The organism is Catenuloplanes indicus (assembly GCF_030813715.1).
GTDB lineage: Bacteria > Actinomycetota > Actinomycetes > Mycobacteriales > Micromonosporaceae > Catenuloplanes > Catenuloplanes indicus.
In genome coordinates, this window is sequence record NZ_JAUSUZ010000001.1 from 1878027 (window position 1) to 1901642 (window position 23616).

Here is a 23616-nt window from a genome sequence, read left to right on the forward strand (position 1 = left end):
TCGGCTCGGGGATGACGTGCTGGCGCCGGCTGCGGCGGTGGACCGACGCGGATTTCTTCGACCGGCTGCACCGAATCCTGTTGGCGGAGTTGAACGCGGCGGGCCGGGTCGACTGGTCGACGGCGGTCATGGACGGCTGGCACATCGACGCGAGGAAGGGGTCTCGGCGCAGGTCCGTCGCCGGTCAATCGCTGCAAGCCGGTAGTAAACACCATCTGATCACCGCTGGCGAAGGCACACCGTTGAAGGTGATCAGTGATCGCACCCAACACGAATGTGCCGGACATCAGCATAGCCATCACCCTGCTCGACTCCGTACCACCGATCGATGGCCGGGCCGGACGGACATGGTTCCGGTTCCTGGGCTGCGGGCAGACAGGGGTCACAACAGCGAGAATTTCAGGGCCGAGTGCCGACGACGCGGCACCGAACCGATCATCTCGCGACGCGGACGCAAGCCCATAAATGGACTCGACTGGCTCCGCTACGTGGGGTCGACTGGGAAACGCCCTGCTCCACTAGTTCGGCCGTCTCGCCATCCGCTAGAAACGCCACCTCGAACTCCACGAAGCAGTCGTCCTCGGCTGAAGCGGTGCTGGTTCGGGTCGCCGACCGCGAGCGGTCGGCGCTGGACTGAGCGGGGCAATGCCCTTCCTGTACTGAAAGTTGAGACCCGCGCGGACGGCGATCCGTCAACACTGGTGCGAGTGCCTGATCGCGGACGGGTGCAGGTCGACGGTGAAGCGGGCGTGCTCAGCGACCGTGCGCGCGTCCACCGGCGTGGTGCCGCCGACGTGGTGCGGGCGGGTCGCGGCGGCCACGCCGGCGTCGACGAGCATGGCCAGCACGGCGCGCACGTCATCGACGTCGACGGCGAGCTCGCCGGCGATCCGGAGCAGAGTCGTGGGCGCCGGACTGCCCGCGGAGGTCGCCGCCAGGCGCGCGAGCAGCTGCGCGACGCGGGCGTCCGCGGCCGCCGCCGGCGGGCCCGGAACCGGCCGGCGGGGCGCCGGTGCCGGTCCAGTCGGGAGGCGCTCGAGCGCGGCTGTGACAGCGTCGGTGGCGGCGCGGAGCCGGTCGTAATGCCACCACGCGATCCGGCCGTCGCTCAGCTGCGCGGCGAGTTCCTCCAGCGCCGTCGCCCATGCGGCCGGGGTGCTCGGGTGCCGGGGCTGCACGACGCGTTCGACGACCCGCTCGGCCGGCGCGGTCCGCACCACGCCGGCGTCGACGTCGCGCTGGAGCCGTCGCTGCGCGGTACGCACTTCGTAGGCGCGCTGGCGGCAGGAACGGTCGCAGTAGCGCAGCCGCCGGCCGGTCGGCGGCTGGGCGATCGGGTTACCGCACCAGCCGCACGGCGTCTGCAAGTCCCGCTCGCGTGGCGTCGGCATCGCCTTCCTCTTTCGAAGGTCATCAGAGGTGCGCCCACCGTAGCTCGCGTCACTGACGTTCCATGATCAGAGCATCTGCAAGAGGCGTGTCGGCTTCGGTCTCGGCCCTGCTGGTGCGTCACTGACGTTGCGGTCGCGCGAGGAATGCAAGGGGGTGTGTCGCGGTGGCGCGATAAATCTGTGACGTGGCCGATCAGGTCAGGATGATCGATGCGGGTGAGTGCGCTGGTGGCGCGGCCGGTAGCGGCGTGGCAACGCCAGCACGGCGGCGCGGCCGGGCTTTCGTGGCGGCTACGCCCCGAGTGGCGTGGTCAGTACCGGCGAGCCTCGTCGCCGGCGCGTTCGACGTGTCGTTCCTGAGGCGCCCGGGCCATGGTTTCTGCGCTGGGCAGATGACTGGCACCACGCGTGATGCCACCGCCGCGGACGACCTCGACCAGCGACACGAGCCGGTGCTCTTCACGGAGCCGTTGCGGGGCGACGCGATCGACGACGGCTACACCGGGCAAGAGAAGATCACCGCGGTCCAGGGCGACGACGTGCTGGACCGGCTCAAGACGTCCGGCTTCAGCTCAGGCTGCACCATCCTGACCCAGGAGCCGCAGGGCACCGAGAAGGTCGCCGCTGCGTACGCTATGAGGCACCATCTGCGCAGCATCGCACGCCTTCAGCAGGCGACCGACCCGGGAGACCCACAGTGACGGACAGGGCACCCCGACTCACCGACGCCCAGCGCGCCGACGCCCTCACCATCTGGCACTACCACCAGCTCGGACACCCCCTGCGCCACTGCGACATCGCGATCGGCCTCGGCAGCCACGACCTCGGCGTACCCGCCCACACCGCCAAACTCTGGCGCGAGGGCTGGTTCCCACGCATGCTGTTCACCGGCGCCGTCAACCCGATCCGCGCCGACCAGTTCCCCCGCGGCGAAGCCGTCCACTTCCAGGAACACGCCATCGCCCTCGGCGTCCCCGACCGAGTGATCCTGGTCGAGCCACACGCCACGAACACCGGCCAGAACATCACCCTCGCCCGGCAACTGCTGCAGGAACACGAGATCAGCGTACGGTCGGTGATGCTCGTCGCGATGCCCTACATGCAGCGCCGCGCCTACGCCACCTGCCGCAAGCTCTGGCCCGCCGTCGACGTAGTCTGCGCCTCCCAGCCGCTCGCGTTCGCCGACTACGTCTCCGAGATCGGCGACGAGCGCATGGTTACCGACATGCTCGTCGGCGACCTCCAGCGCATCATCGTCTATCCCGGGCACGGTTACGCCGAACCGCAGGAGGTCCCCGACGATGTCCACGCCGCCTACCGGCGCCTGGTCCGGGCCGGCTTCACCACCCGTCTGCTGGCCGTCTGAGCCCACACGGCCCCCGCGAACCTGCGCGATCCACCAGCCCAATCTGCTGCCGCGGCTGACCACACTCGCCAAGATCTACGCCGCGGACTGCTGGATCGTGCTCGACAACGTCCAGTCAACCGCCGCGACTACCAGCACCGCACCCGGCTCGCCCGGCTCCACGCTCCCGGCCGGCAACAGTGGCTGTCAGTACCCTGCTCGCCAGCGGGCGCATCGCTGCTTCCGTGAGACCGCGGTTGTGCTGCCCGACCCGTCCCGGGTGCTGAGTGATCTGGTGCCGGGACGGCGACAGAACTCAGCCCCGTCGACGTTTCGTCGGAGGATCAACCGTCACCGTCGGTCAGGTTCATCGCCAGCCGAAGGTAGAGCTGTAACGGGATGGCATCGGCGAGAAGGGTTGAGTGTGGCGACTTCCCGTGCGAATCGATCCGTAGCCTGCTGTATGACATGTACGGCGAGGTGGCGTTGGCCCACGGGGTGCTGCAGCAGGTCGTGGACGCGCTGGGCGTCGCCTCACCGTCACGGCCGTTGCCGGACCTGGCGTTCCCGCCGGAACCGATGGACCTGACCGCGGCGGTGTACTACACGGATCAGGCGGTGCTCGCCAGGGTCGAGGGTGTTCTCGCCGGCAGCCCGGAGCCGCCTGCCGCCCGAACGCGGCGTGTTCCCGGACCGGCACCCCGCCGCCGACGGCGATAGCGCGTGGCCGTGCCACTGGCACGGCCACGTGTTCTACCAGGTGGACGGCGGCGCTTTACGGTGTATAGATGCGCCGGCGTCGGTTCGATCCGCAGACCGCGGCCGCGAGCGTGGAAGCCCTCGCGGCGGTCACGGATGAACAGCTCGCCGCCGCTGTGTGCGACGCGCTGCGGGCCTTGGCGGCGCTGCACGCCACCGGGACCTGGCCGGCCAGCGATTTCGACACGCGTGCCGTGGAGGCGTTCAACTGCGCGCAGCGGTTTCGCGCGCTGCGCGCCGCGGCTGTGCCGGAGCTGGAGGCCTCCGTCGAGGTGGCCGGGCCGATGTTGGGGGTTTGGTGGCCGGACGGGTCCGTCGAGGCGAACGCCGTCAGGGACGCGGTAGAGCAGGTCCGGTACGCATCGATGGTGCTACCCGGTCTGGCCGTGGCATCGCGGGGATTCACGCTACCTCGCAAGCACTCAGCAGCGGCCAGCATGATCCGCGCCGAAGGCGCAATGAGAGGCCCGAGCATCGCCCCGGCCGGCCGCGGGCAGCCGGGTCATCGCGACCGTGGCGTTGCGGCGTCGGCGTTCGGCGTCGGGCTTAGACCACATCTCATTTGGGCGTGTTGGGGTGCAACATCGTTCGTTGTACGGGTGTGGGTGATGTGGAGAAGTACTGTCCGGATGCGTTGTGGCGTCTGGTCGCGCCGTTGTTGCCGGTGCATCCGGTAAGGCATCAGGGTGGTGGCCGGCGGCGGATCGATGATCGTGTCGCGGTAGCGGCGATCACGTATGTGTTGCAGACCGGGTGTGCGTGGGAGGCGTTGCCCGGGTCGTTCCCGATCTCGCGGGCGACGGCGCACCGCAGGTTCGCCGAGTGGGTGCAGCAGGGTGTCATGGAGGCGTTTCATCAGGCGGTACTGGATGTTCTTGGTGCTGCCGGGCAGATCGACTGGTCGCGGGCGAGTGCCGACGCGATGCAGGTGCGGGCGGTCAAAGGGGGCACCTGACCGGGCGCAGCCCGGTGGACCGGGGCAAGCCCGGTACGAAGATCCACGCGATCAGTGACCGTAACGGGCTGCCGCTGACGGTGGTGTTGTCCGCCGCGAACGTCAACGACCACCTCGTCTTCGAGGATGTGGTCGAAAGCCTGACAGCGATCCGGCAGCCGATCGGGCGGCCTCGCCGGTGGCCGGGCAGCTGCACGGTGACAAGGCCTACGACTACCGGTGCTGCCGCAACACGCTGCGACGGCGGCGGATCATCGCGCGAATCGCCCGCCGGGGTATCGAGTCCAGTAGCCGGCTCGGCCGGCATCGCTACGTCATCGAGCGATGCCTGGAATGGGTCAGCAGGTTCAGGCGCCTGGCCCGCCGCTACGACCGCAAGGCTTCCCACTTCCTCGGATTCCTGCGCCTGGCCTGTGCTCTGATCTGCTACCGCCGCGCCACCCGCCTCAACCTCCTGACCAGCAACAACCCCTAATGAGATGTGGTCTTAGGCGGCGGACCCATGCCTGCCATATTGATCATCCTCTCGCGGCATCGCGCCGCGTTCGGGAACCAACGCCTCGCGCGTATGGCCTAGATTTGTTCTGTGACGTGGTTGAAGGATCTGGTACCGCTTCTCGCAGCCCTAATCGGTGCGTGCGCTGTCCTTGGTGGCCAGCTGTGGGCTGACCATCGCCAGCAGAAGTCGCGGCGAGCGGAGCGTTGGGGCGCTTTCCAACACGAAACGCTTCTAGACCTGCACGAAACCGCTACGAAGATCTTCGAGCTCAAGTGGCGCTTGGAGCACAAAAATCCAGCCCTGATGAAGGACTGGACTGACGACGAGCGCAAACAACTGGATCTCGCCATGCTGGAGCACAATGCCCGCATATCGAAAACGCTGTCACGCCTCGACAACCGGGAACTCGCAAAAGCGGCCGCCTCGGTTATCAGCCGGGTGATAGACGACGATGTGGTGGTGGAGGAGGCGAAGGCGCGCGATGAGTTCTTCGACCTGCTTGACTGCATTGGGCAAGAGGTCCGACTCATCAACCACGCAGCGTAGCTGCTGGCTCTCCAGACCCGTACGCATCGGGAGCGCCCTCCCCGGCGGTCCTCCTGCCAGTGGATACGAGAGGGCTGCCCCCACCCCGCGGTCACACAATGTTTGTAGGGGTGGCGCGACCTCTTACCGTGACATCATGAATATCGCAATCGCCATATCGGCATTCAGCGTAGCCCTCAGTGCCGCGTCACTGGGCTGGCAAGCTGCGACCTACCTTCTAACTGGTGGACGGATTCGAGTCACGCTGGAACTGGGAGCAGTAGGAAACGCAGGACTGGTATCGGCGCCGCCCAAACTGGTTACCTTCCGAACGATGTGGAGCGTGCGCGAGCAAGGGTTCGACCAACCTGTGGTGGTCGTCAAGGTGGCGAACATCGGCCGACAGCCCGTTACCGTGCAACGCTGGAGCCTGCGCAACGGCTCTGGCCTCTCGGCAACTGTGGACGGGGCGACCCTAATACTCCAGCAGGAGATCCGTTCTGAGCTGGGTGACTGGTGTGGTTTTGTCCGTGTACGGCAAGCAGCCACCGTCGAGGCTCAGCGGTTGTGTGGACTACTGAGAACACGGCGGTGGCTGCCGCCTACAGAGTAGACGCCCGGCGTTGGTCGGAGCTGTTCGAGACGTTGATGGACACGATCGAGACCCGCTTCGTCCGGCCGGAACCGCGACGCCGGGTCCGCGACTTCGTGGCCGGGCTACTCGCGCCGTTGCCGGTTAAGAACTGCTGGACGATCGCGGAACACGCCGGGGACGCCGGGCCGGGCGGTATGCAGGATTTGATCGGTCGAGCCAGCTGGGACGACGCTCTGGTGCGTGCCGACGTCCGTGATTTCGTCGCGGCCCGGCTCGGGCATCCCGACGGGATCCTGGTGATCGACGAGACCGGGGATCTGAAGAAGGGCACCCACACCGTCGGTGTCCAGCGGCAGTATTCCGGCACCGCGGGGAAGATCGAGAACTGTCAGCTCGCGGTGCACCTGTCCTACGCCTCACCGTTCGGGCACACGTTGGTCGATGTCGCTCTCTACTTGCCGAGGTCCTGGACCGAAGACCCCGCGCGGCGCCTCGAAGCGGGCGTGCCGGACACCGTCGGCTTCGCCACGAAGCCGCAGTTGGCGCGTCGGCTGGTCGCCTCGGCGGTGGCTGGTGGACTGCCCTGCCGGTGGGTTGCCGGCGACGAAGCCTACGGCAGCGACCCGAACCTCGCCACGGCGTTACGCGGCCTGCGGATCGGCTATGTCCTCGCCGTTGCCTGCTCGCACCGGGTCCCCACCGGCCTCGGCACCTACCGCACCGATCAGATCGCCACCGGCCTGCCGAGACACGCTTGGCAGCGGATCTCCGGCGGCTCGGGCGCGAAAGGACAGCGCTACTACGACTGGGCGTTCATCACGCTGCCCCTTGCCGCTGACCAGCACGCAGGTCACCACTGGCTGCTGATCCGCCGCAACCGCACTACCGGTGAGCTGGCCTTCTACCGCTGTTGGAGCCCTGAACGTGTTGCCCTGCGCCAACTTGTCACCGTCGCCGGCCGCCGCTGGAGCATCGAGGAATCGTTCCAGGCCACCAAAACCGGCCTCGGACTCGACCAACACCAGCACCGCCGCTGGAAAGCATGGCACCGCTGGACCACCCTGGTCATCGCCGCCCACGCCTTCCTCGCCGCAGCCGCAGCAGTCAGCACAGCGAGCCCGGACGGGCTGATCGACATCACCGTCAACGAACTCCGCCGACTGTTCCACGCCCTGATCCTCGACCCCGCACGACGCAACACCGACGTCATCGCTTGGTCCATCTTCAGACGCCGCCACCAGGACTCAGCCAAAATCAGCCACTACGCCAGACAAGCACTCACAGAACCGTAAAACGGATCTCCTGCTGGAGTACTAACCACGCCCGTTCCGTGCGGGCTGGAGGTCGGCGAGTCGCAGACCTGGTGGACGGATGTATCGACCGCTCAAGGCTTGAAGGCTGCGGCGAATCCCGCGGGTGACTCTGGTACGTCCTTGTGGAGTCGGCTCTCGGCCAGCAGGAAGCGGCGAGTGTGGGCAACGGTCGAACTAGGGGACGGTCGAGTGCGCCGGTCGCGGAACTCAATCAAGTAGACCGATGCGCCGCTCGTCCGCCCGCACTGCGATTGCACGTCGCGCGCTCCGGCCCGGTCCAGCCGCGCCGGTCACCAAGTCCCAGGCCTGCCCTCGCTGGATACGGCGCATGGGCATCCGGCACTCCGCGGCGTGGGATCACTGACCATCTCGGCGGCCATCCGGGGAGTGCGCCGCTGGGTCTGGCGGCGAGGTCGGCGGGCCGCGCGACCGGTACGTAACACAGTGGTCAGCTCGCGGCGTCGCGCGCCGCGGCCTTGCACGTAGAGCGCTGCCGGCCACCGCTGCCGTGACCGCCGACCTCGCCGCCGTCAGACGCGAGCTCGACGCGGCCCGGCCCGAGCCGCCGCAGGAACGGCCGCCGCAGCGGCAGTACCCCGAACTTTCCCACCTTTTGCCGGCTGGGCAGGTGCTGCACTACCGCGCCGACGTCTACCGCCAGCACTTCGGAGAGATCTTCGACCGCGTTGACGACCTCTACGCCCGGGGCCTGGACGCCGCCTGCAACTGGCAGCGCAGCCGGCCCGGGCCACCCGCCCGGGAGGGGGCCACGGTCAACGCCGCGCTGCAGCGGCTGCTCACCGCGCTGGTCCACGACAGCCCGACCCGCCAGCACACCCTGGCGGTCCTGCGCGACGTCACGGTAGACCGTAACAGTCACCGCTGGTGGATGGCGCGGCCCGGCCAGCCCATTCGCTCATCCGGCAGCAACTCCACCCGGTGGGACAGCCGAGTGGGCGAGACTATTCGCTCTTCGCGACCGAAGCAGGCACTCCCTCGTCTCGTCCGGTGCTGATATGACCTCTGCCAGCCGGCGCCTGATCAGATCCTGGGGCAGGCGGCTGGTCGGGGATGGTGAAGTGGAAGCGGCTGCCGCCGCCGTCGTTGTCGGTGACGGCGATGGTGCCGCCGTGGCGGGTGACGATGCGGTGGCAGATGGCTAGGCCCAGGCCGGTACCGGGATAGCCGTCGCTGCCGGTCGCGCGGGTGAACGCGGCGAACACGCTCTCGTGCTGGCCGGCGGGAATGCCGATGCCGTGGTCGGCGACGTCGATACGCCAGAACCCGTCGTCGAGGCGCCGGGAGCTGATCTCGACCTGGGCGGGGCGCCCGTACCGGGTGTATTTGATGGCGTTGCCGATCAGGTTGTCCAGCAGCTGGCGTAACATGCCGGGGTCACCGGGCACGGTCGGCAGCGGCCCGGCTTCGATGTATGGCCGGTCGGTGGTCAGGGGCGCGAGGCGCTCGGTGATGATGTCGTCGACGAGCGCGCCGAGGTCGACAGGGCTGCGATGGATGGCGCTGTTGTCGGCGGTGGCGTAGGCGAGCAGGTCGTCGATGAGGGTGCGCATGCGGTCGGCACCGGCGCGGATGCGGCCGAGCAGACTCTGCTGGGCCGGGTCGAGGACATCGGTCGTTTCGTCGGCGAGGAGGTCGGCGTAGGCGGTGATCGTCGACAGCGGGCTGCGCAGGTCGTGGGCGACCACACCGGTGAATCCGACCAGTTCGGTCTCCCGCTGCCGTAGCTCGGCCTCCACCTTCTCGCGGCGGGCGATGTCCTCGTGCAGGGCGGCGGTCGCCTCGTCGACCCGGCGCAGGATCCGCGCCCGGGAGAGCAGTACCAGCCCAACCAGGGCGGTGAGCAGGACCGTGACCACGGACCCGGCCCCGACGGCCGCGTCATCGAGACGGGTCTGGGTGGCGTCGAGCAGCCGGTCGGTGGCCGTGACCGTCAGCTGCCAGGTTCGTGGCGGGATGTCGATGTCCGCGGTGCGGGCGTGCGGCTGGTGCCGGCGGCCGGTATCCCAGGAGGCGACCGGCGCCGGAGGGCTGGTGGCGGTGTCGGTGAGCGTGACGGCGGTGGCCGGCCCGGCGACCTCACCGATGGTGTCGGCCAGGAAGTCCCCGGCCCGCAGGCCCAGGATGAGAACGCCACGCAGCCGGCCGGCGTCCGGGGCGCCGGGAGGCGCCCACACCCCGGCGGCGAACACGAACGCCTGCTGCCGCAGCCGTACCGGCAACTCACGGTCCTTGAGCAGCACGTAACTGCTGCTGACGGTGACCTCGCCGGTGCGGCGCGCCAGCGCGATCGCCTCCGCGGCCGGCGCGCTGGCGGACAGGTCCCGGCCGAGACGCGGCCGGGTGCCGTCGAACGTGCGTGACAGCACCACGAACAGGTGCTCGGTCTGACCGGCGGCGGGCTGCAAGGTCAGACCCGTACTGGCCCGGGCGCGCCACTGCCGCTCGACCTGGGAAACCTGCGCGGTCGCTGCAGGAACGACGAACGCGACGCCGCTGGCCCCCGGCAGCCGGGCGGAGTTGAGCGGGGCGGTGATCGCAGCGAAATCGTCGCCGCGCAGATCCTGCTGCGCGGCGACACCCGCGGCCAGATCCTCCAGCGCGAGGGTGTACTGGCGCAGATAGCCCTCCACCGCCCCACTGACCCCCCTGGTGCGCTCCTCCAGCGCCTGCACCGCACGATCATGCTCGACGCTGCGCAGCGCCCAGACCGTCAGCACGGTCCCCGTCCCGCCCAGCAACACCACCACGGCCAGCAGCGCGACCGCGCGACGGTCGAGTAAGGACCGCCGTCGTCCGTCGACCGGCGATGCGGCTTCGATGTTCCGCATGAACCCACCCTAGGGACCGCACGTTGCCTTACAGCCGAAACAGCGATCTCATTGACAGGGTGGGCGGGGCGCTTGCCCGGCTGTGGGCATTTCGCTCTTCTGGTCATTACGCGGACGGCTGCGCTGGTCAGATCGGCAAACCGGCCCTGAAAGATGCGGTGCTGGCCGAAACTGGACACATGATCGAGACCATGCGGCGTTCGCGCATCGTGACGCCCGTGAGGTGGGACGTGCTCGGGTCCGCCAGTTTGGTGGCGCTCCCTGGGACGGGGCTCGGCGGCCGTCCGGTGTCTGGCAGGCCAGCTCGGGCCTGCCGCACCCCGGATGTGAGACATGCCGTCAACTCCACCGGCCGAGCGGACGACATGCTACCCGAAGCCGTTGCCCCGGGCCGGAGGCCGATCCGGCCCGTAGGAACAGCGCGCGCTGGATACCCGGACGTCGCGACCAGCACCTTGAACGCCGACGGTCCCGCTGTCAGTACATCCGCCGCATCCGCTTTCGGCCGGGAGCTCCCATGAGCGGATCGGGTGATACGCCACGAATCCTGCTGGTCGACGACGAGCAGGATCTGCTGGACGGCCTACGCCGGCAGTTGCGGCGTGAGTTCGACGTGGTGACCGCGGTGGGTGCGGCGAACGGTTTGTTCACGCTCGGGAAGGGCGCGCCGTTCGAGGTGATCGTGTCCGACTTCATGATGCCGGGGATCAACGGCGCGCAGTTCCTCTCCGCCGCGCGTAAGGCGGCACCGTCGGCGACGCGGATGCTGCTCACCGGCCATACGAATCTCGCTGACGCGGCGATCACGGTGAACCAGGGTGGTGTCTTCCGGATGCTGCTCAAGCCGGTCGATACCGAGACGATGATCGCCGCATTGCGCGACTGCGTGGCCCAGCACCGCCTGGTGGTGGCCGAACGCGAGTTGCTGGAACAGACGCTGCGCGGCAGTGTGCAGGCGCTGACCGACGTGCTGTCGCTGGTCAGCCCGGCGGCGTTCGGGCGCGGAACGCGGATGCGCCGGGTGGCGTCGGCGATCCTGGACACCATCGATGTCGAGGATCGGTGGGCGATGGAGCTCGCCGTGCAGATGTCCCAGCTGGGGGTGGTGTCGTTGCCGCCGACGGTGGCCGACCGGCTGGTCACCGGCGCTGAACTCAGTGCTGCCGAGCAGGCCATGGTGGATCGGATGCCGGAGGTCGCCGAACAACTGATCTCGCCGATTCCACGGCTGGGTGCGGTGGCGGAGGCGATCCGGTACTCGCGGAAGGGCTTCGACGGGTCGGGCGCTCCGCAGGACGGCACGTCCGGAGAGCGGATCCCGTTCGGCGCGAGGCTGCTACGGCTTGTGGAGGATCACGATGCCTTGCTGGCCGAGGGGGTCTCCGCAACGGTGGCGGTGGCAACGTTGCGGTCCTTCGCCGGCCGATATGACCCTGTCCTGTTGGAGGCGCTCGCCGCGGTTGCTGCGCCGGCCGGTGGGGTACGCGGCGTGAAGATGACGGAGTTGCAGGTCGGCATGGTGCTGGCTGCCCCGGTGACCAGCTTGTCCGGGGTGCTGCTCGTCAGCGGGGGTCAGGAGGTCAGCGCGGGTTTGCTGACCCGGCTGCGCAACTTCGCCGAGTTGGAGGACGGGGTCCTGGAGCCCGTGATGGTGCTGGACACGTCACTGGACGTCAGCGTGCCCGTTCGCGACGCCATCGACTGATGGCGACTCGTACGTCGTCGTCGAGCAGATTCTCGTCGATCGCGGCGGCGTCGTGCGGGCCGCAGACAGGCTCAAGATCTGCCTCCGTGATGTGGTGGGCCAGGGACACCACGGAGGCGGGATCCATGGGCGAGCCGGACACCGGAGCCGTCGTGTGACCGGCGACCGCGTCGATCACGGCGGTCGGGAGTCCCCAGAGGCCGAGCAGGCTCACTCCCACCGGGAGATGTGAGGTATCGAAGGCGGCGTGTTCGTAGCTGTCCAGGCCACCGCCGCCGGACCTCCAGTCGTCGAAAACCTTCCGGAACACCGCGGGCCGGGCCGACGCCAGTACGAGCTGACCGACCTCGTGCAGCAGTCCCGCGGTGAAGGCGTGGCTCTGCCAGTCGGTGCCGGCGCCGAGCAACCGGGCCAGTCTGGAGGTCTCGACGGCGTGCGTGGTCAGCCGTTCGATCCACGTCGGTGGCAGGGCGCCGCCGGTGTCGAAGACCCGGATCAGGTCGTGCATCATGACGAGGCCACGCACGGTGTGCAGACCGAGCAGTGTGACGGCCTGCGCCACGTCGCTGACCTTGTGGCCCGCGGTGTAGGCCGATGAATTGACCACGTGGAGCACCTTCGCCGTGGCCGCGGGATCCTTCTCGATCACGACACTGACGGATTGTGCCGAGGCCTCCTCCGCCTCGAGCGCCGCCAGCAGCTCGGCGAACGTGTGCGGCGGGCTCGGCAGGGATTCGACGAACGCCACGGCGTTCTGCTGCCCGCTACCGGTCCTCAGCCGCGCCTCCAGCAGACGTTCGATGACGGCGATCAGTGCCTCGGGCGTGGTGGGTTTGCTCAGCATCTCGTGGGCCAGCACCATGATGCGCAGCAGGTTGCTCTCGTTGGTCTGACCGGACAGGATGACGCGGACCATGCTGGGAAACTCGGTCCGCACCTGCTCCAGAAGCGCCGCCCCGTCCATTTCCGGCATCCGATAGTCGGTCACCACCACATCGCATGGCCGGGACCGCATGATGTCGAGAGCCGCCGCGCCGCTCTCCGCGAACGACATGGTCCAGCGATCGCGGCAGATTCGCAGCATGCGACGCAGGCCGTCGATAATCATCGGCTCGTCGTCGACGAACAGCACGTGTGGTCGCTGCGTCACCGCTGTACTCCCATCGGCTTTGCGGACATGTCTGCCATGTCACTCGGGGAGATCGGCAGCCGGACGGTGAACGTCGTGCCCACGCCCACCTCACTGGTGAAGTCGACCGTGCCGCCATGCCGATCGGCCACCAGGCTCCGTACCAGCGCGAGACCCTGGCCCGTACCGGTCCCGACCTCTTTGGTGGTGAAGAACGGCTCGAAGAGCTTGTCGGCGATCTCGGCCGGAACCCCGGTACCGGTATCGGCGATGTTGATCACGGCATGCCCGCTCTCCACCGTGGTGGAGACGCGGATCGTGCCCCGGCCGCGATCCGCCGCGGTGATCGCATGCGCGGCGTTCACCAAAAGGTTCAACAACACCTGGTTGATGTCGCCGAGGTGGCAGTAGACCAGTGGCAGGTCGGCCAGGTCGGTCTCGACGTCGGCGACGTACTTGATCTCATTGTTCGCGACCACGAGCGTGTTCTGGATCGCCTCGGTGAGGTTCGCCGGTGCTTTCTGCTCCGTACCGGGATGACCGAACGCCTTCATCGCCCGTACGATCCCCGCCACGCGGTTGACGCCCTTGAGCGTCTGCGCGATCGCTTTCGGGACCTCCTCCATGAGGTAGTCCATCTCGAGTTCCTCGGCCAGCTCGTCGATTCGCCGCCTGGTCTCGGTCAGGTCGTCCGGTCCGGTCGCCTCAGCGGACAGTTCCCGGTAGGTCGCCCACAGCCGCACCAGATCAGCGAATGAGTTCTCCATGAACCGGACGTTGTCCCCGATGAACTGAATGGGCGTGTTGATCTCGTGCGCGATGCCGGCCGCGAGCCTGCCGATCGACTCGAGTTTCTGCGCGTGCCGCAGCTCCAGCTCCAGGCGCTGTCGTTCGGAGATGTCGCGCGCGGTCAGGACGATGCTGCGGGAACCGTCGTGTTCGGTCGCGTGTTCGAGCACCGCCTCCACCTCCACCCACGGCAGGTCGTCGCTGCCACGCATGCGGCATACTCGGAAAGAGGGGGCATCCGCCCTCGTCTGGAGCAGGGAACCCACATCGTGGGGATGGACTAGGCTCCATACGGGAGTGCCGACGAGTTCATCGCGGCTCCGGGCGAACATGAGCTCCGCCGCCGGATTGGCGAACCGGATGGTGCCGGCCTCGCTCGCCAGCAGCAGCGCGTCCGACAGATGTTCGACGACCACGCTCATCCGGGACCTGACCAGCATCTGGTCCAGGGTCAACGCCGTCTCGCCGGCCAGGGTGAGGATCGCGGCCGAGAGGTCATCGATGGGGTGCCGGTCGAGCGCGATCACCAGCATTCCAAACGGGCTCTCGTGCGCGACCAACGGTGCCATCGCGATGGCGCGGTGCCGGGGTAGCCGCAGCACATCGGCCAGCGAGTCGGCCGCATCGTCCGTGACAAGGGTGTAGCCGCCAGAGCGGAGCGTGTCACGCGCCTGAGGAGGCAGCCCGTCGAGTTCGGTCACCCAGCCGACCGCCTCGGGACCGACGTGCCCGGCGGCGGCGACCACATGCAGCGCCGGCCCGGCGACGGTGAAGATCAACGCGGCGTTCACCTGACGATCCAGGGACAGCGCGGCGCCGAGGGCGACGTCCAGCACGTCCGCCCGGGTGGTCGATGCCGCGAGTCCCGCTCCGGCCGAGGCCATCGCGCTCTCCCGGGCGGCGGCGCGATCCCGCGCCCGGCTGACACGGGCGAGATAGTGACTGACGGTCAGCGACAGCAGGGCGGTGAACATCAGCGACATGGTGCTGCCCGAGCCGGTGTGGAACACCTCGGACCCGGTCACCATGATGCCTGACACCACCGCCGCACCGAGGAGCTTTTCCCGCGCCTGGCCGTAGAGGGCGCGAAAGCTCACCCAGATGAAACACAGCCCGACCGCGGCGAGGAAATCTGAGGCGCCCAGCACGAGCAGGACGCACAGGCCTTCGGGAATCCAGCTCCAGAAGGGGAATCCCTGCCGACGATACCCGGTGTACGACCATGCCTGCAGGGCAACGATGAGGACGACCACCATCACGGCACGGTTCAGGTCGCCGTGTGCCTCGACGCCCCACAGCCCGAAGGCCGGCCACAGCATCAGCAGCGCGAGGAACAGGGTCCGGATCTGTCCGAGCATCGTATCGGTCCCGGAAAGCCACCGGTGCACGAACGTCTCCCTGGACAGCATCGTCGCCTCCTGCACCGGCCGAGACCGAACACACCCCTTCCGGTGGCATCGGCACAACAAGGGCTGTAGCTGAGACAAACCGGCCGATCAGCGAACTCAACTGTCACCCGTACAGGCCGATGGGTTGCGAAGGGGTCGGCTCACGATGGTGTGTCCGGAGGGGGTCCGCATGTCGAAGCAGGCGGAGGAGTTCCGCTCCGTCGTCATGGACAACATGGCAGACGGCCTGTACGCCACCGATGAGCAGGGCCGCCTCACCTTCGTCAACCGGGCCGCGGCGCGGATGCTGGGCTGGGCGGAGCAGGAGCTTCTCGGCCGGGACGTGCACGAGACGGTGCATTCGTGCGCCTCGGTGTCTCCTTCGGCCTGCCCGCTGATGCGGGTGGGTTCCACCGGCGAGCCGGTCGAGGTCGACAACGGGTTGCACGTTCGCAGGGACGGGTCTGTCTTCCCCGTTCGATACACGGTCGCGCCGCTGTACGTCGATGCGGCGGTCGCGGGCCTCGTCGTGGTTTTCCGGGACACCACGGACCGGCGCCGCCGCCGGCAGCGCGACGTCGAGGACCTCCATGATCAGAAGCTGGAGTCTCTCGGCCGGCTCTCCGCCGGACTGGCCCATGAGATCAACACGCCGATCCAGTTCGTCGGTGACAACACCCGGTTCCTGGCCGAGGCCTATCAGCAGATGCTGGAGCTGTTGCTGGTGTACCGCGAGTGCCTGGGGCCCCAGCACGGGCAACTGCCCTGGGAGGAACGGAAGCGCCGGGCGACGGAGGCCGAGGAGGCTGCGGACATGGAGTATCTGACGTCCGAGGTCCCGAGCGCGGTCGCGCAAAGTCTGGAAGGCATTCAGCGGGTGGCCTCGCTGGTGAAGGCGATGAAGGCGTTCAGTTACAAGGGAACGGCGGACCGCGCGTACGCCGACATCAACGAGGCGTTGCGGACCACCCTCGCGGTGGTCCGCAACGAGGTCAAGTACGTCGCGGACGTCGTGCTCGACCTGGCTGAGGTCCCGGAGATGCTGTGCCACGTCGGAGACCTCAATCAGGTCTTCCTGAACCTGCTGGTGAACGCGGCCGACGCCATGGAGGGCCGGGAAGGGCGTGGTGAGATCCGGGTGAGCACCCGTGTCGAGGACCGCACCGTCGTGATCACTTTCGCCGACAACGGGGCCGGCATTCCCGAGGAGATCCAGAAGCTGATCTTCGAGCCGTTCTTCACGACCAAGGAGGTCGGTAAGGGCACCGGTCAGGGTCTCGCGCTGGCCGTGGCGCTCTGCGAGAAGCACGGTGGCACGATCGACGTCGTCTCCAAGCCCGGTGAGGGTGCCACGTTCACGCTCCGGCTTCCGATCGTCGGAAGGAACCCCGCGCCATGAACGCGCCTGGCATCCTCTTCGTTGACGACGAACCGCACATCCTCGACGGTCTGCGCCGCTCGCTGCGCGCCAAGCGGAACGAGTGGGACATGTCCTTCGCTGCGGGTGGGGAGCCGGCGCTGGAGATCCTCGCTGGGCGCCCGTGCGACGTCGTCGTGTCTGACATGCGTATGCCTGGTATGGATGGGGCGCAGCTGCTGACCGAGGTCAGCCGGCGTCACCCGGCGACCGCCCGGGTCGTACTTTCCGGGCACACGGATCGGGAGGCTGCGATCAAGGCGGCCATCGCCGGTCATCGCTTCCTGGCGAAGCCGATCGAGGGCGAAGTCGTCATCGACCTCATCGATCATCTCATCGTCCGTACGTCACCGGGGCACGGTGAGCAGGCCCGTCAGGTCGCCGGGGCCGTACGGTTGCTGCCCGCACTCCCGCAGCAGGATGCCGAACTCGCCGACGCCCTCGGCGCGGCCGAGGTGGATCAGGACCGGCTGGTCGGCGCCGTCGTGCGGCACACCGGGCTGTGCGCCAAGCTGCTCCAGCTGTCCCACTCGGGGTTCTTCGGGCCTCGGCCCAAGAACGCCTCCATCACCGCGGTGATCAGCGCGCTGGGGATCCCGGCCGTCGAAGCCCTGGCGCGTGCCAGCGCGGCGCAATGGGAGCCGGTCACCTGGCGTCCGGCGGCGATCGCTTCCGCTCAGTCGGCCTGGCGGCACGCGGTGGCCACCATGCTGCTCGTGGAGCAGATTGCCTCACCGGCGCACCGCCCGCACGCGCAGGCCGCGGCCATGCTGCAGGACGTCGGGCGGCTCTCCGTGATCGGCATGCCGCACGAGACCGCCGACGGGACCGTGACCGGCTGCGCCGGTGTGCCGTTCCGGGACATCGGCGTGGAACTGCTGCATCTGTGGGGACTTCCCGCACCGATCGTCACCGCGATCGCCGCACGCGACGTGCCGCATGAGCCGGCCGAGTCGGGCCTCGGCGTGGCCGGAGCCCTGCGCGCCGCCCACCTCCTGGTGCGGCAGACCGGATCCGGCGACCCGGCTGGCGGTGATCATGAGGATGAGCTGGTACGGCTGCTGTCCCACCCGCAACTGGCCGCCCGCGGAGTCGACTGGCACCGGGCGGCCCGTGCGGCGTACGCCCGGGCCGCAGAGCCCTTCAATCCCTGACCATCGCGCAGACGACGGAGACGACATGGCGACGATCCTGGTGGTGGACGACGACCCGGCGATCCGGCAACTGCTCACCGACGTGCTCGAGATGGACGGTCACGTCGTCGCGGTGGCCGTGGACGGCCATGACGGCCTGCGGGCTTTCGAGGTTATCCGGCCCGACTTCGTGATTCTGGACGTGATGATGCCGGGCCTCGACGGGTACGGCGTTCTGCGTGACATCCGCGGCCAGGAGGGCGATCCCGTGCCGGTCCTGATGCTCACCGCCGGCGCTGACGGGGACTCCGCATCCCGCGGCTGGGCCGGCGGAGTCGACTATTACCTGGCCAAGCCCTTCGCCGCGGACGACATCCTCGACCTTGTCGAAGATGCCCTCGGGGCATCACACTCCGGCCTGTGAGCCAGCGCGTCCCGGCCCGTCCCGCGCGGATAGCGCCGCGGTTGCGATCCGGGGGTTTCCTCAGACATCGCATCGGGCCGCCGATGCTCAGCTCACCTATCTACCTCAGCACACCCCCGAAGGTGGCAGGAGCATGGAACGTAGCGATCGTGCGCAACGGCCCAGCGCAGTGCTGTCCCGGCGCAGCGGGGCCCTCATGGCGGCGGCCCTCATCATCTCGTCCACCGCGGTCTGCCTGACGGCCGCACCTGCCGGCGCCCGAGCGACAGCGGGCTGGCGCGATGTCGTCGTCACCGGCCCGCCGGGAGCCGCGGACGCGGTCGCGGCCGCCGGAGGCGAACTCATCGCAAACCTGCCGGTCGCGGGCGGAGTCGCCGCCCGGCTGCCGCACGATGCCCGGCTCGACGCCCGGTGGGTCGTGGCTCCCCAGCGCGAACTGCGGGTCGCTGCCGCGTCCGGCAACACCACGACCACGGCAGCCGCCTCCCTGCGCGGCACTCTCGGCCTGCCGGACGACGCAACCGCGGGTGCCGGAGTCACCGTCGCGGTGGTCGACACCGGCATTGCCGACGTGCCGGACCTCGCCGGCCGAATTTCCCGGCGCCTGGACTTCACCGGAACCGGCGACGGTGACGGCTACGGGCACGGCACATTCATGGCCGGCCTGATCGCCGGCTCCGGCGCCGCCTCCGGGGGCTCCTACCGGGGCGTCGCACCGGCGGCATCACTGATCGACGTCAAGGTCGCCGACGCCGCGGGCAGCACCGACCTCATCACCGTCCTGCGCGGGCTGCAGTGGGTCAGCGACCACTCCACGCAGGTGCAGGTACTCAACCTGTCGCTGTCGTCCGGGAGCACGCTGCCGTACCAGGTCGACCCGCTCAACCAGGCGCTGCGATCACTGTGGTTCCGAGGGGTCACGGTCGTCGTCCCCTCCGGCAACGACGGCCCGGACGCCGGCACGGTCACCGCGCCGGGCAACGATCCGTTGTTGCTGACCGTAGGGGGCCTGGACGACGGCGGAACCACCGCCCGTGACGACGACGTCGTCGGGACATGGTCAGGACGCGGACCGACCGCTCAGGGCGACGCCAAACCCGACCTGGTCGCACCGGGCGGCCACGTGGTGAGCCTGCGCTCGCCCGGCAGTGTCGTCGACACCACCGCGCCGCAGGCTCGGGTCGGTGAACAGTACTTCAAGGGCTCCGGCACGTCGATGGCCACGGCGGTCGCCTCCGGTGTCGTCGCAGCCGCACTCGGCGAGCAGCCGAAGCTTCGTCCCGACTCGGTGAAGAGCTTGTTGACCGGCACCACGTACGCCGTACCGGGTCTGGCTAGGGCCGCGGGTGGCGGGTCCGGCGGCCTCGACGCCGCCCGGATCCTGAAAGAAGCGCCCAAATGGCGGCCGGGCGGGCTCGAGCACGCGCAGACTCGGGACATGGCGACCTTGGCCCGCGACGCGAAGCGGTGGGCGGCCTTTGAGACCGCGTTGCTGAAGGGCGACGCGGTCGCGTCCGCCGCTGCCTGGGAGAAGCTCACTCCCGCCTCACGGGAATGGGCCGCCCGCGCCTGGGCGCAGCTCGACCCGACCGCGCGTGCCTGGGCGGCACGCGCGTGGGCGGCGCGGGCCTGGGCCGGTGCCGACGACGAGGAGTGGGCCGCCCGCGCCTGGGCGGCACGCGCGTGGGCGACACGCACCTGGTCGTCCGACGAGTGGGCCGCACGGGCCTGGGCCGCGCGCTCCTGGGCCGGTACTGACTGGTCCGCACGTTCCTGGGCTGCTGATCGCTGGAGTGCCCGCTCCTGGGCCTGGATCTTCGCGGATCGGTGACACCGACACCGACACCGACCGGCCACCCGGGCATGTTCGCCCGGGTGGCCGCTGCCGTACGCGAATCGAGCAGAGACCCGGTCATGCGCCGGGTCGCCGCGGTGAGCTTGCTCGGTGCGGTCCTGACGGCCGCGGCGCTGTCCCAGACCGCGGAGCGCGTCAGCATCGTCAGCGGTGTAGGCCTGCCCGACGGGTGGCTGCTGCTCGGGCTCACCGTGCTGACCTGCGCGTCGGAACTGACCGTGGTGAGGCTGCGGCACGGTGACGCGGTGGAGGAGCTCAGTCTGTACGAGGCCGCGCTCGTCGTCGTGGTGCTGCTTCTCCCGCCCGGACAAGCGCTGCTTGCGGCCCTGTCTGCTCTGGTCGTCGCCAGCGCGATCCAGCGCCGCCCGCTGGTCAAGGCGGTGTTCAACCTCGGCACGTACGCCGCGGCCGTCTCCGGCCTGATCCTGGTGGTCTATGCCGTGGCCGGAACACCGGGCCAGATGACGGTCCGGGTACTCCTCGGCGTTCTGCTGGGCACGCTCCTCTTCACCTTGATCAACCTCGGGTGCCTGGCTCAGATCCTCGGCGTGGTCAGCGGCGCATCCCCGTGGCGGATCATCCGGGACGAGGCGCCACTGTCGGCGTACATGGCCGTCGGCACGGTGGCCACCGGCCTCACCACCGTCGAAATCGCGCGGCACAGCCCGATGCTGCTGCCGTTCATGGCCATGCCGGCACTGGCGCTCACCTACGCATACCGGGCTGCGGCGCAGGAGGCGGACGAGCGCGCGCGGTCGGCGCGCCTGCTGGAGTTGTCACAGGTCCTCGCCGAGCGCGAGGATCTGGTCCGCCGGTTTCTGCTCCTGCTGCGGGAAGCGTTCGGCGCCGACCTCGCCGCCGCCGACCTCACCGATACCGGCGAGCTCGTGAGTGTCGACGTGAACGCGCCCGCCGAGGTCGCCATTGGCCCGGTACCGAGTTATCTCGCCCGGCTCCGTCACCTTGACCGGCCGGAGCACCTGAGCAAAGGGCTCCCCACGGATCTGCGCCATCTGCTGGTCGTGCCGATCGAGGCCGGCGGCCACCGTTTCGGCACCGTGGCCCTGGGCAGTCGTATCCGCGGCGGGCGGCAGCTGTCGATGCGGGACATGACGTTGCTGGCGCCGCTGGGTGACGCCTTGGCGGTTGCCCTGCGCGGCGCTGAGCACCTGGATCGGCTGGTGGAGGAGTCGAGCAAGCTGCACGCCGTCGTCGAGCAATCCTCGGCCGGCATCGTCATGGTCGAGGGCGACGGCATCGTCCGGATGTGGAACGAGGCCTTCGCCGACCTGACCGGTGTCGCAGCGGCTGAGGCCGACGGCCGGCGGCTGGCCGACCTGCTCGACGTTCCCGGCGCCGACGACCGTGCCGGGCTGTTGCCGGTGACGCCGCAGTCACCGAAGACGACAGCCGAGATCACGATTCGCCGTGCCGACGGCGAGCTGCGCCGGCTGCGGCTGGCGCACTCCGCGGTCTTCACCGGTGAACGGCTCGTCCGCGATGTCATCGTGATCACCGACCTGACTAGAGAACACCGGGTGGAACGCCTGAAGTCCGACTTCATCGCTACGGTGTCGCACGAGCTGCGCACGCCGCTGACGCCGATCATCGGCTATCTCGATCTGCTGCGTACCCGCGGCGCGAGGATGGCGCCGGAGAAACGCGCGCAGGCGCTGGAACTCGTCGCCGACCGGGCCCGGCACATGTCCCGGCTGGTCGAGGACCTGCTTCTGGCGTCGCGGGTAGGCGACGGCCAGGACGAGCCGGCGCTGCGGGTGGACCTCGGCACGCACGACCTGGTCACCCTCGTCCATCAGGTTGCCGAAGACATGGGTGGCGCAGAGGGCCGCGTCGTGACGCACCTGCCCGGCGAGCCCGTCGAGGTCCGGTGCGATGCCGGGCGCACCATCCAGGTGATCGGCAACCTGGTCGGTAACGCCCTCAAGTATTCGCCGAGCACGGAGCGGGTTGACGTGCGGCTGGGTGTGCGTGACGCGCGAGCGTGGGTGGAGGTCATCGACCGGGGGCGGGGCATTCCGGCGGACCAGCTGACGAAGGTGTTCGAGAAGTTCCACCGGGTCGAAGATCCGATGACGATGAGTACCGGCGGCACCGGTCTGGGGCTGTTCATCGCGCGCCGGCTGGCCCACGCGATGGGCGGGGACATCTCGCTGATCTCGGCCCTCGGCACGGGTACGACCTTCACGCTGACGCTACCGCTGGCTCATGCTCAGGTCCCGTAGGCCCGCCCGCATCGCTCCGCCGTGGCCCGCGCCTGCACCGTGACTGCTCTCCACCGTCGACGCCGTAACAACCCACGGCGGTCAGCATTTCGTTATCCGACCTCTGAGAGAAGGTGCCATGGCGACGATAGTCATTGCCGACGACGATCCGGATGCCGCTGACCTGGTGGCATACGCCTTCGAAGGAGCCGGGCACTCGGTACGGACGGTGCTCGACGGCGCGAGCGCGCTCCGCCTCATCACCCAGCTGCAACCGGACATCGCCGTGCTCGATCAGAACATGCCGAGGATGACAGGATCGGAGGTCGCCTCCGCAGTCCGAGCACACTCGCCCGTCCTGACGACGAGGATCTTGATGATCACCGGCAGGAGTGAGCGCACGATGACGGCGCCCGTCGACCGTTTCCTCAGTAAACCCGTCACCCCCCGCCAGTTGACGCTCGTCGTCGCCGACATGCTGCAGGATCCGGCGCCCGGCGGCACCGCTGCTGACTCGCCCCGCAAGGAACACGACGATGACGTCCGGTGACGTCTCGCACGCAGGCCGCCGGTGGCCGGCGCCCACTCCTCCTCGGCCCGGACGTCCGTGGCCGGACCGCTATGGCGTGAACGTCGCCGTCGGTGCCAGCCCGGAGGGTTTGTGAAGAGCCTGCAGTCCACGACCACACCATGGCCACCGGACGGAATCGCCGCGAGCCAGCGCATTCGCCCGGAGCGGCTGAAACCGAGGGAGTCCGGACGTCGTAGGACTGTGTCGCTGACTCGGCCTGGATCGCCCGGCTGATCGAGCACGGTCTCGGCCTCCCGGTGACGTCCGTGGCCACGCATACCGGGCGGTGGCCGGGTTACAGGAGCGCGGGCACGGACGTGGCGTACGAATCGGCCGGCGTCGTGCTGGCCTCCTCCGGCCCTCGGGCGGTGACCGGCATGATCCGCGTGTTGCAGGCCTCGTACCGGAAGATGCTGGGTGTGGTGCACCGTGGCTGCTCCCGGCGGGAACGAAGCCCCGGTGCTGTGGCGCCGATCGTGATGGGTGTCGGTTCTGGTGCGGTGAAGGGTGGTCGCTGGGTGGCGGGTTCGCAAGCGGTGACGTATCTGCTGAGCGCGGCCGTGGTACTCGGGCTGGCGGCCTCGGCCGCCGCCGGTGACGTACTGGGCCTGGTGAATACGGCACCACCGACCGCGCAGGTCGCGCCGGCGCCGGCTCCGGGCACGCCGGTCGTCACGGTGCTCCGCCAAGACCCCTCGTCTACCCGGACCGCGCCCGCTGACGGTGCCGTGTCCCGTCCGCAGGCCTCTCGC

19 protein-coding genes and 1 pseudogene are annotated in these 23616 nt (G+C 69.0%); 16 read left to right on the forward strand and 4 right to left on the reverse strand.

What is annotated here, in order from left to right:
• Positions 1 to 692: 692 nt before the first annotated feature.
• On the reverse strand, positions 693 to 1391 hold the full coding sequence (locus J2S42_RS08620) for a hypothetical protein (RefSeq protein WP_307237235.1): 699 nt from the start codon (positions 1389 to 1391) through the stop codon (positions 693 to 695).
• Between the two features lie 392 nt (positions 1392 to 1783).
• Between J2S42_RS08620 and J2S42_RS08625 the strand changes: the two genes are divergently transcribed.
• The 9 genes and pseudogenes from J2S42_RS08625 to J2S42_RS08665 all read left to right on the forward strand — a co-directional run bounded on the left by J2S42_RS08625 (position 1784) and on the right by J2S42_RS08665 (position 8397).
• Positions 1784 to 2092, forward strand: coding sequence for a hypothetical protein (locus J2S42_RS08625; RefSeq protein WP_307237238.1), 309 nt, complete (start codon positions 1784 to 1786; stop codon positions 2090 to 2092).
• Positions 2089 to 2757, forward strand: coding sequence for a YdcF family protein (locus J2S42_RS08630; protein WP_307237240.1), 669 nt, complete (start codon positions 2089 to 2091; stop codon positions 2755 to 2757). Before J2S42_RS08625 ends, J2S42_RS08630 begins: the two co-directional genes overlap by 4 nt.
• A gap of 447 nt (positions 2758 to 3204) precedes the next feature.
• Positions 3205 to 3456 carry a hypothetical protein gene (locus J2S42_RS08635; protein WP_307237243.1) on the forward strand — a complete coding sequence of 84 codons (252 nt, stop codon included), beginning with the start codon at positions 3205 to 3207 and terminating at the stop codon, positions 3454 to 3456.
• Positions 3457 to 3524: 68 nt separating this feature from the next.
• Positions 3525 to 4172, forward strand: coding sequence for a hypothetical protein (locus J2S42_RS08640; RefSeq protein WP_307237246.1), 648 nt, complete (start codon positions 3525 to 3527; stop codon positions 4170 to 4172).
• A pseudogene (locus tag J2S42_RS08645) lies at positions 4106 to 4925 on the forward strand (IS5 family transposase). The gene J2S42_RS08640 and the pseudogene J2S42_RS08645 overlap by 67 nt, the downstream one beginning before the upstream one ends.
• A gap of 111 nt (positions 4926 to 5036) precedes the next feature.
• A complete protein-coding gene (locus J2S42_RS08650) occupies positions 5037 to 5495 on the forward strand; it encodes a hypothetical protein (RefSeq protein WP_307237249.1) in 459 nt (152 codons plus the stop codon).
• A 136-nt stretch (positions 5496 to 5631) separates the two neighbouring features.
• The gene (locus tag J2S42_RS08655) at positions 5632 to 6087 is read left to right on the forward strand and encodes a hypothetical protein (protein WP_307237251.1); all 456 of its coding nucleotides are present in this window, start codon (positions 5632 to 5634) and stop codon (positions 6085 to 6087) included.
• 35 nt (positions 6088 to 6122) lie between these two features.
• Complete coding sequence (locus tag J2S42_RS08660; RefSeq protein ID WP_307248643.1) at positions 6123 to 7361, forward strand: IS701 family transposase; 1239 nt, start codon at positions 6123 to 6125, stop codon at positions 7359 to 7361.
• A gap of 529 nt (positions 7362 to 7890) precedes the next feature.
• Complete coding sequence (locus J2S42_RS08665; RefSeq protein ID WP_307237254.1) at positions 7891 to 8397, forward strand: hypothetical protein; 507 nt, start codon at positions 7891 to 7893, stop codon at positions 8395 to 8397.
• On the opposite strand, the gene J2S42_RS08670 is transcribed toward J2S42_RS08665, so the two are convergent.
• Positions 8345 to 10231 (reverse strand): sensor histidine kinase, encoded by a 1887-nt coding sequence (locus J2S42_RS08670; protein WP_307237257.1) that lies wholly within the window; start codon positions 10229 to 10231, stop codon positions 8345 to 8347. The two genes, J2S42_RS08665 and J2S42_RS08670, sit on opposite strands and share 53 nt — an antisense overlap.
• A 517-nt stretch (positions 10232 to 10748) precedes the next feature.
• Between J2S42_RS08670 and J2S42_RS08675 the strand changes: the two genes are divergently transcribed.
• Positions 10749 to 11936 (forward strand): HD domain-containing phosphohydrolase, encoded by a 1188-nt coding sequence (locus tag J2S42_RS08675; protein ID WP_307237259.1) that lies wholly within the window; start codon positions 10749 to 10751, stop codon positions 11934 to 11936.
• Here J2S42_RS08675 and J2S42_RS08680 read toward each other — a convergent pair.
• Complete coding sequence (locus J2S42_RS08680; protein ID WP_307237261.1) at positions 11905 to 13068, reverse strand: HDOD domain-containing protein; 1164 nt, start codon at positions 13066 to 13068, stop codon at positions 11905 to 11907. The two genes, J2S42_RS08675 and J2S42_RS08680, sit on opposite strands and share 32 nt — an antisense overlap.
• Before the next feature lie 14 nt (positions 13069 to 13082).
• Entirely contained in the window at positions 13083 to 15263 is a 2181-nt protein-coding gene (locus tag J2S42_RS08685; protein ID WP_307237264.1) for a two-component system sensor histidine kinase NtrB, read from the reverse strand.
• 169 nt (positions 15264 to 15432) lie between these two features.
• Here J2S42_RS08685 and J2S42_RS08690 point away from each other — a divergent pair, with 169 nt between their 5' ends.
• The 6 genes from J2S42_RS08690 to J2S42_RS08715 all read left to right on the forward strand — a co-directional run bounded on the left by J2S42_RS08690 (position 15433) and on the right by J2S42_RS08715 (position 22843).
• Positions 15433 to 16641 (forward strand): two-component system sensor histidine kinase NtrB, encoded by a 1209-nt coding sequence (locus J2S42_RS08690; protein ID WP_307237267.1) that lies wholly within the window; start codon positions 15433 to 15435, stop codon positions 16639 to 16641.
• Positions 16638 to 17813, forward strand: a complete 1176-nt coding sequence (locus tag J2S42_RS08695; RefSeq protein WP_307237270.1) for a response regulator — start codon at positions 16638 to 16640, stop codon at positions 17811 to 17813. The genes J2S42_RS08690 and J2S42_RS08695 overlap by 4 nt, the downstream gene beginning before the upstream one ends.
• A gap of 25 nt (positions 17814 to 17838) precedes the next feature.
• Positions 17839 to 18216: a response regulator transcription factor gene (locus J2S42_RS08700; RefSeq protein WP_307237273.1), complete on the forward strand. Its 378-nt coding sequence runs from the start codon at positions 17839 to 17841 to the stop codon at positions 18214 to 18216.
• A gap of 196 nt (positions 18217 to 18412) precedes the next feature.
• Positions 18413 to 20047: a S8 family serine peptidase gene (locus J2S42_RS08705; RefSeq protein ID WP_307237274.1), complete on the forward strand. Its 1635-nt coding sequence runs from the start codon at positions 18413 to 18415 to the stop codon at positions 20045 to 20047.
• An 83-nt stretch (positions 20048 to 20130) separates the two neighbouring features.
• Positions 20131 to 22314: a sensor histidine kinase gene (locus J2S42_RS08710; RefSeq protein ID WP_307237276.1), complete on the forward strand. Its 2184-nt coding sequence runs from the start codon at positions 20131 to 20133 to the stop codon at positions 22312 to 22314.
• A 118-nt stretch (positions 22315 to 22432) separates the two neighbouring features.
• On the forward strand, positions 22433 to 22843 hold the full coding sequence (locus tag J2S42_RS08715) for a response regulator (RefSeq protein ID WP_307237277.1): 411 nt from the start codon (positions 22433 to 22435) through the stop codon (positions 22841 to 22843).
• Positions 22844 to 23616: the final 773 nt, after the last annotated feature.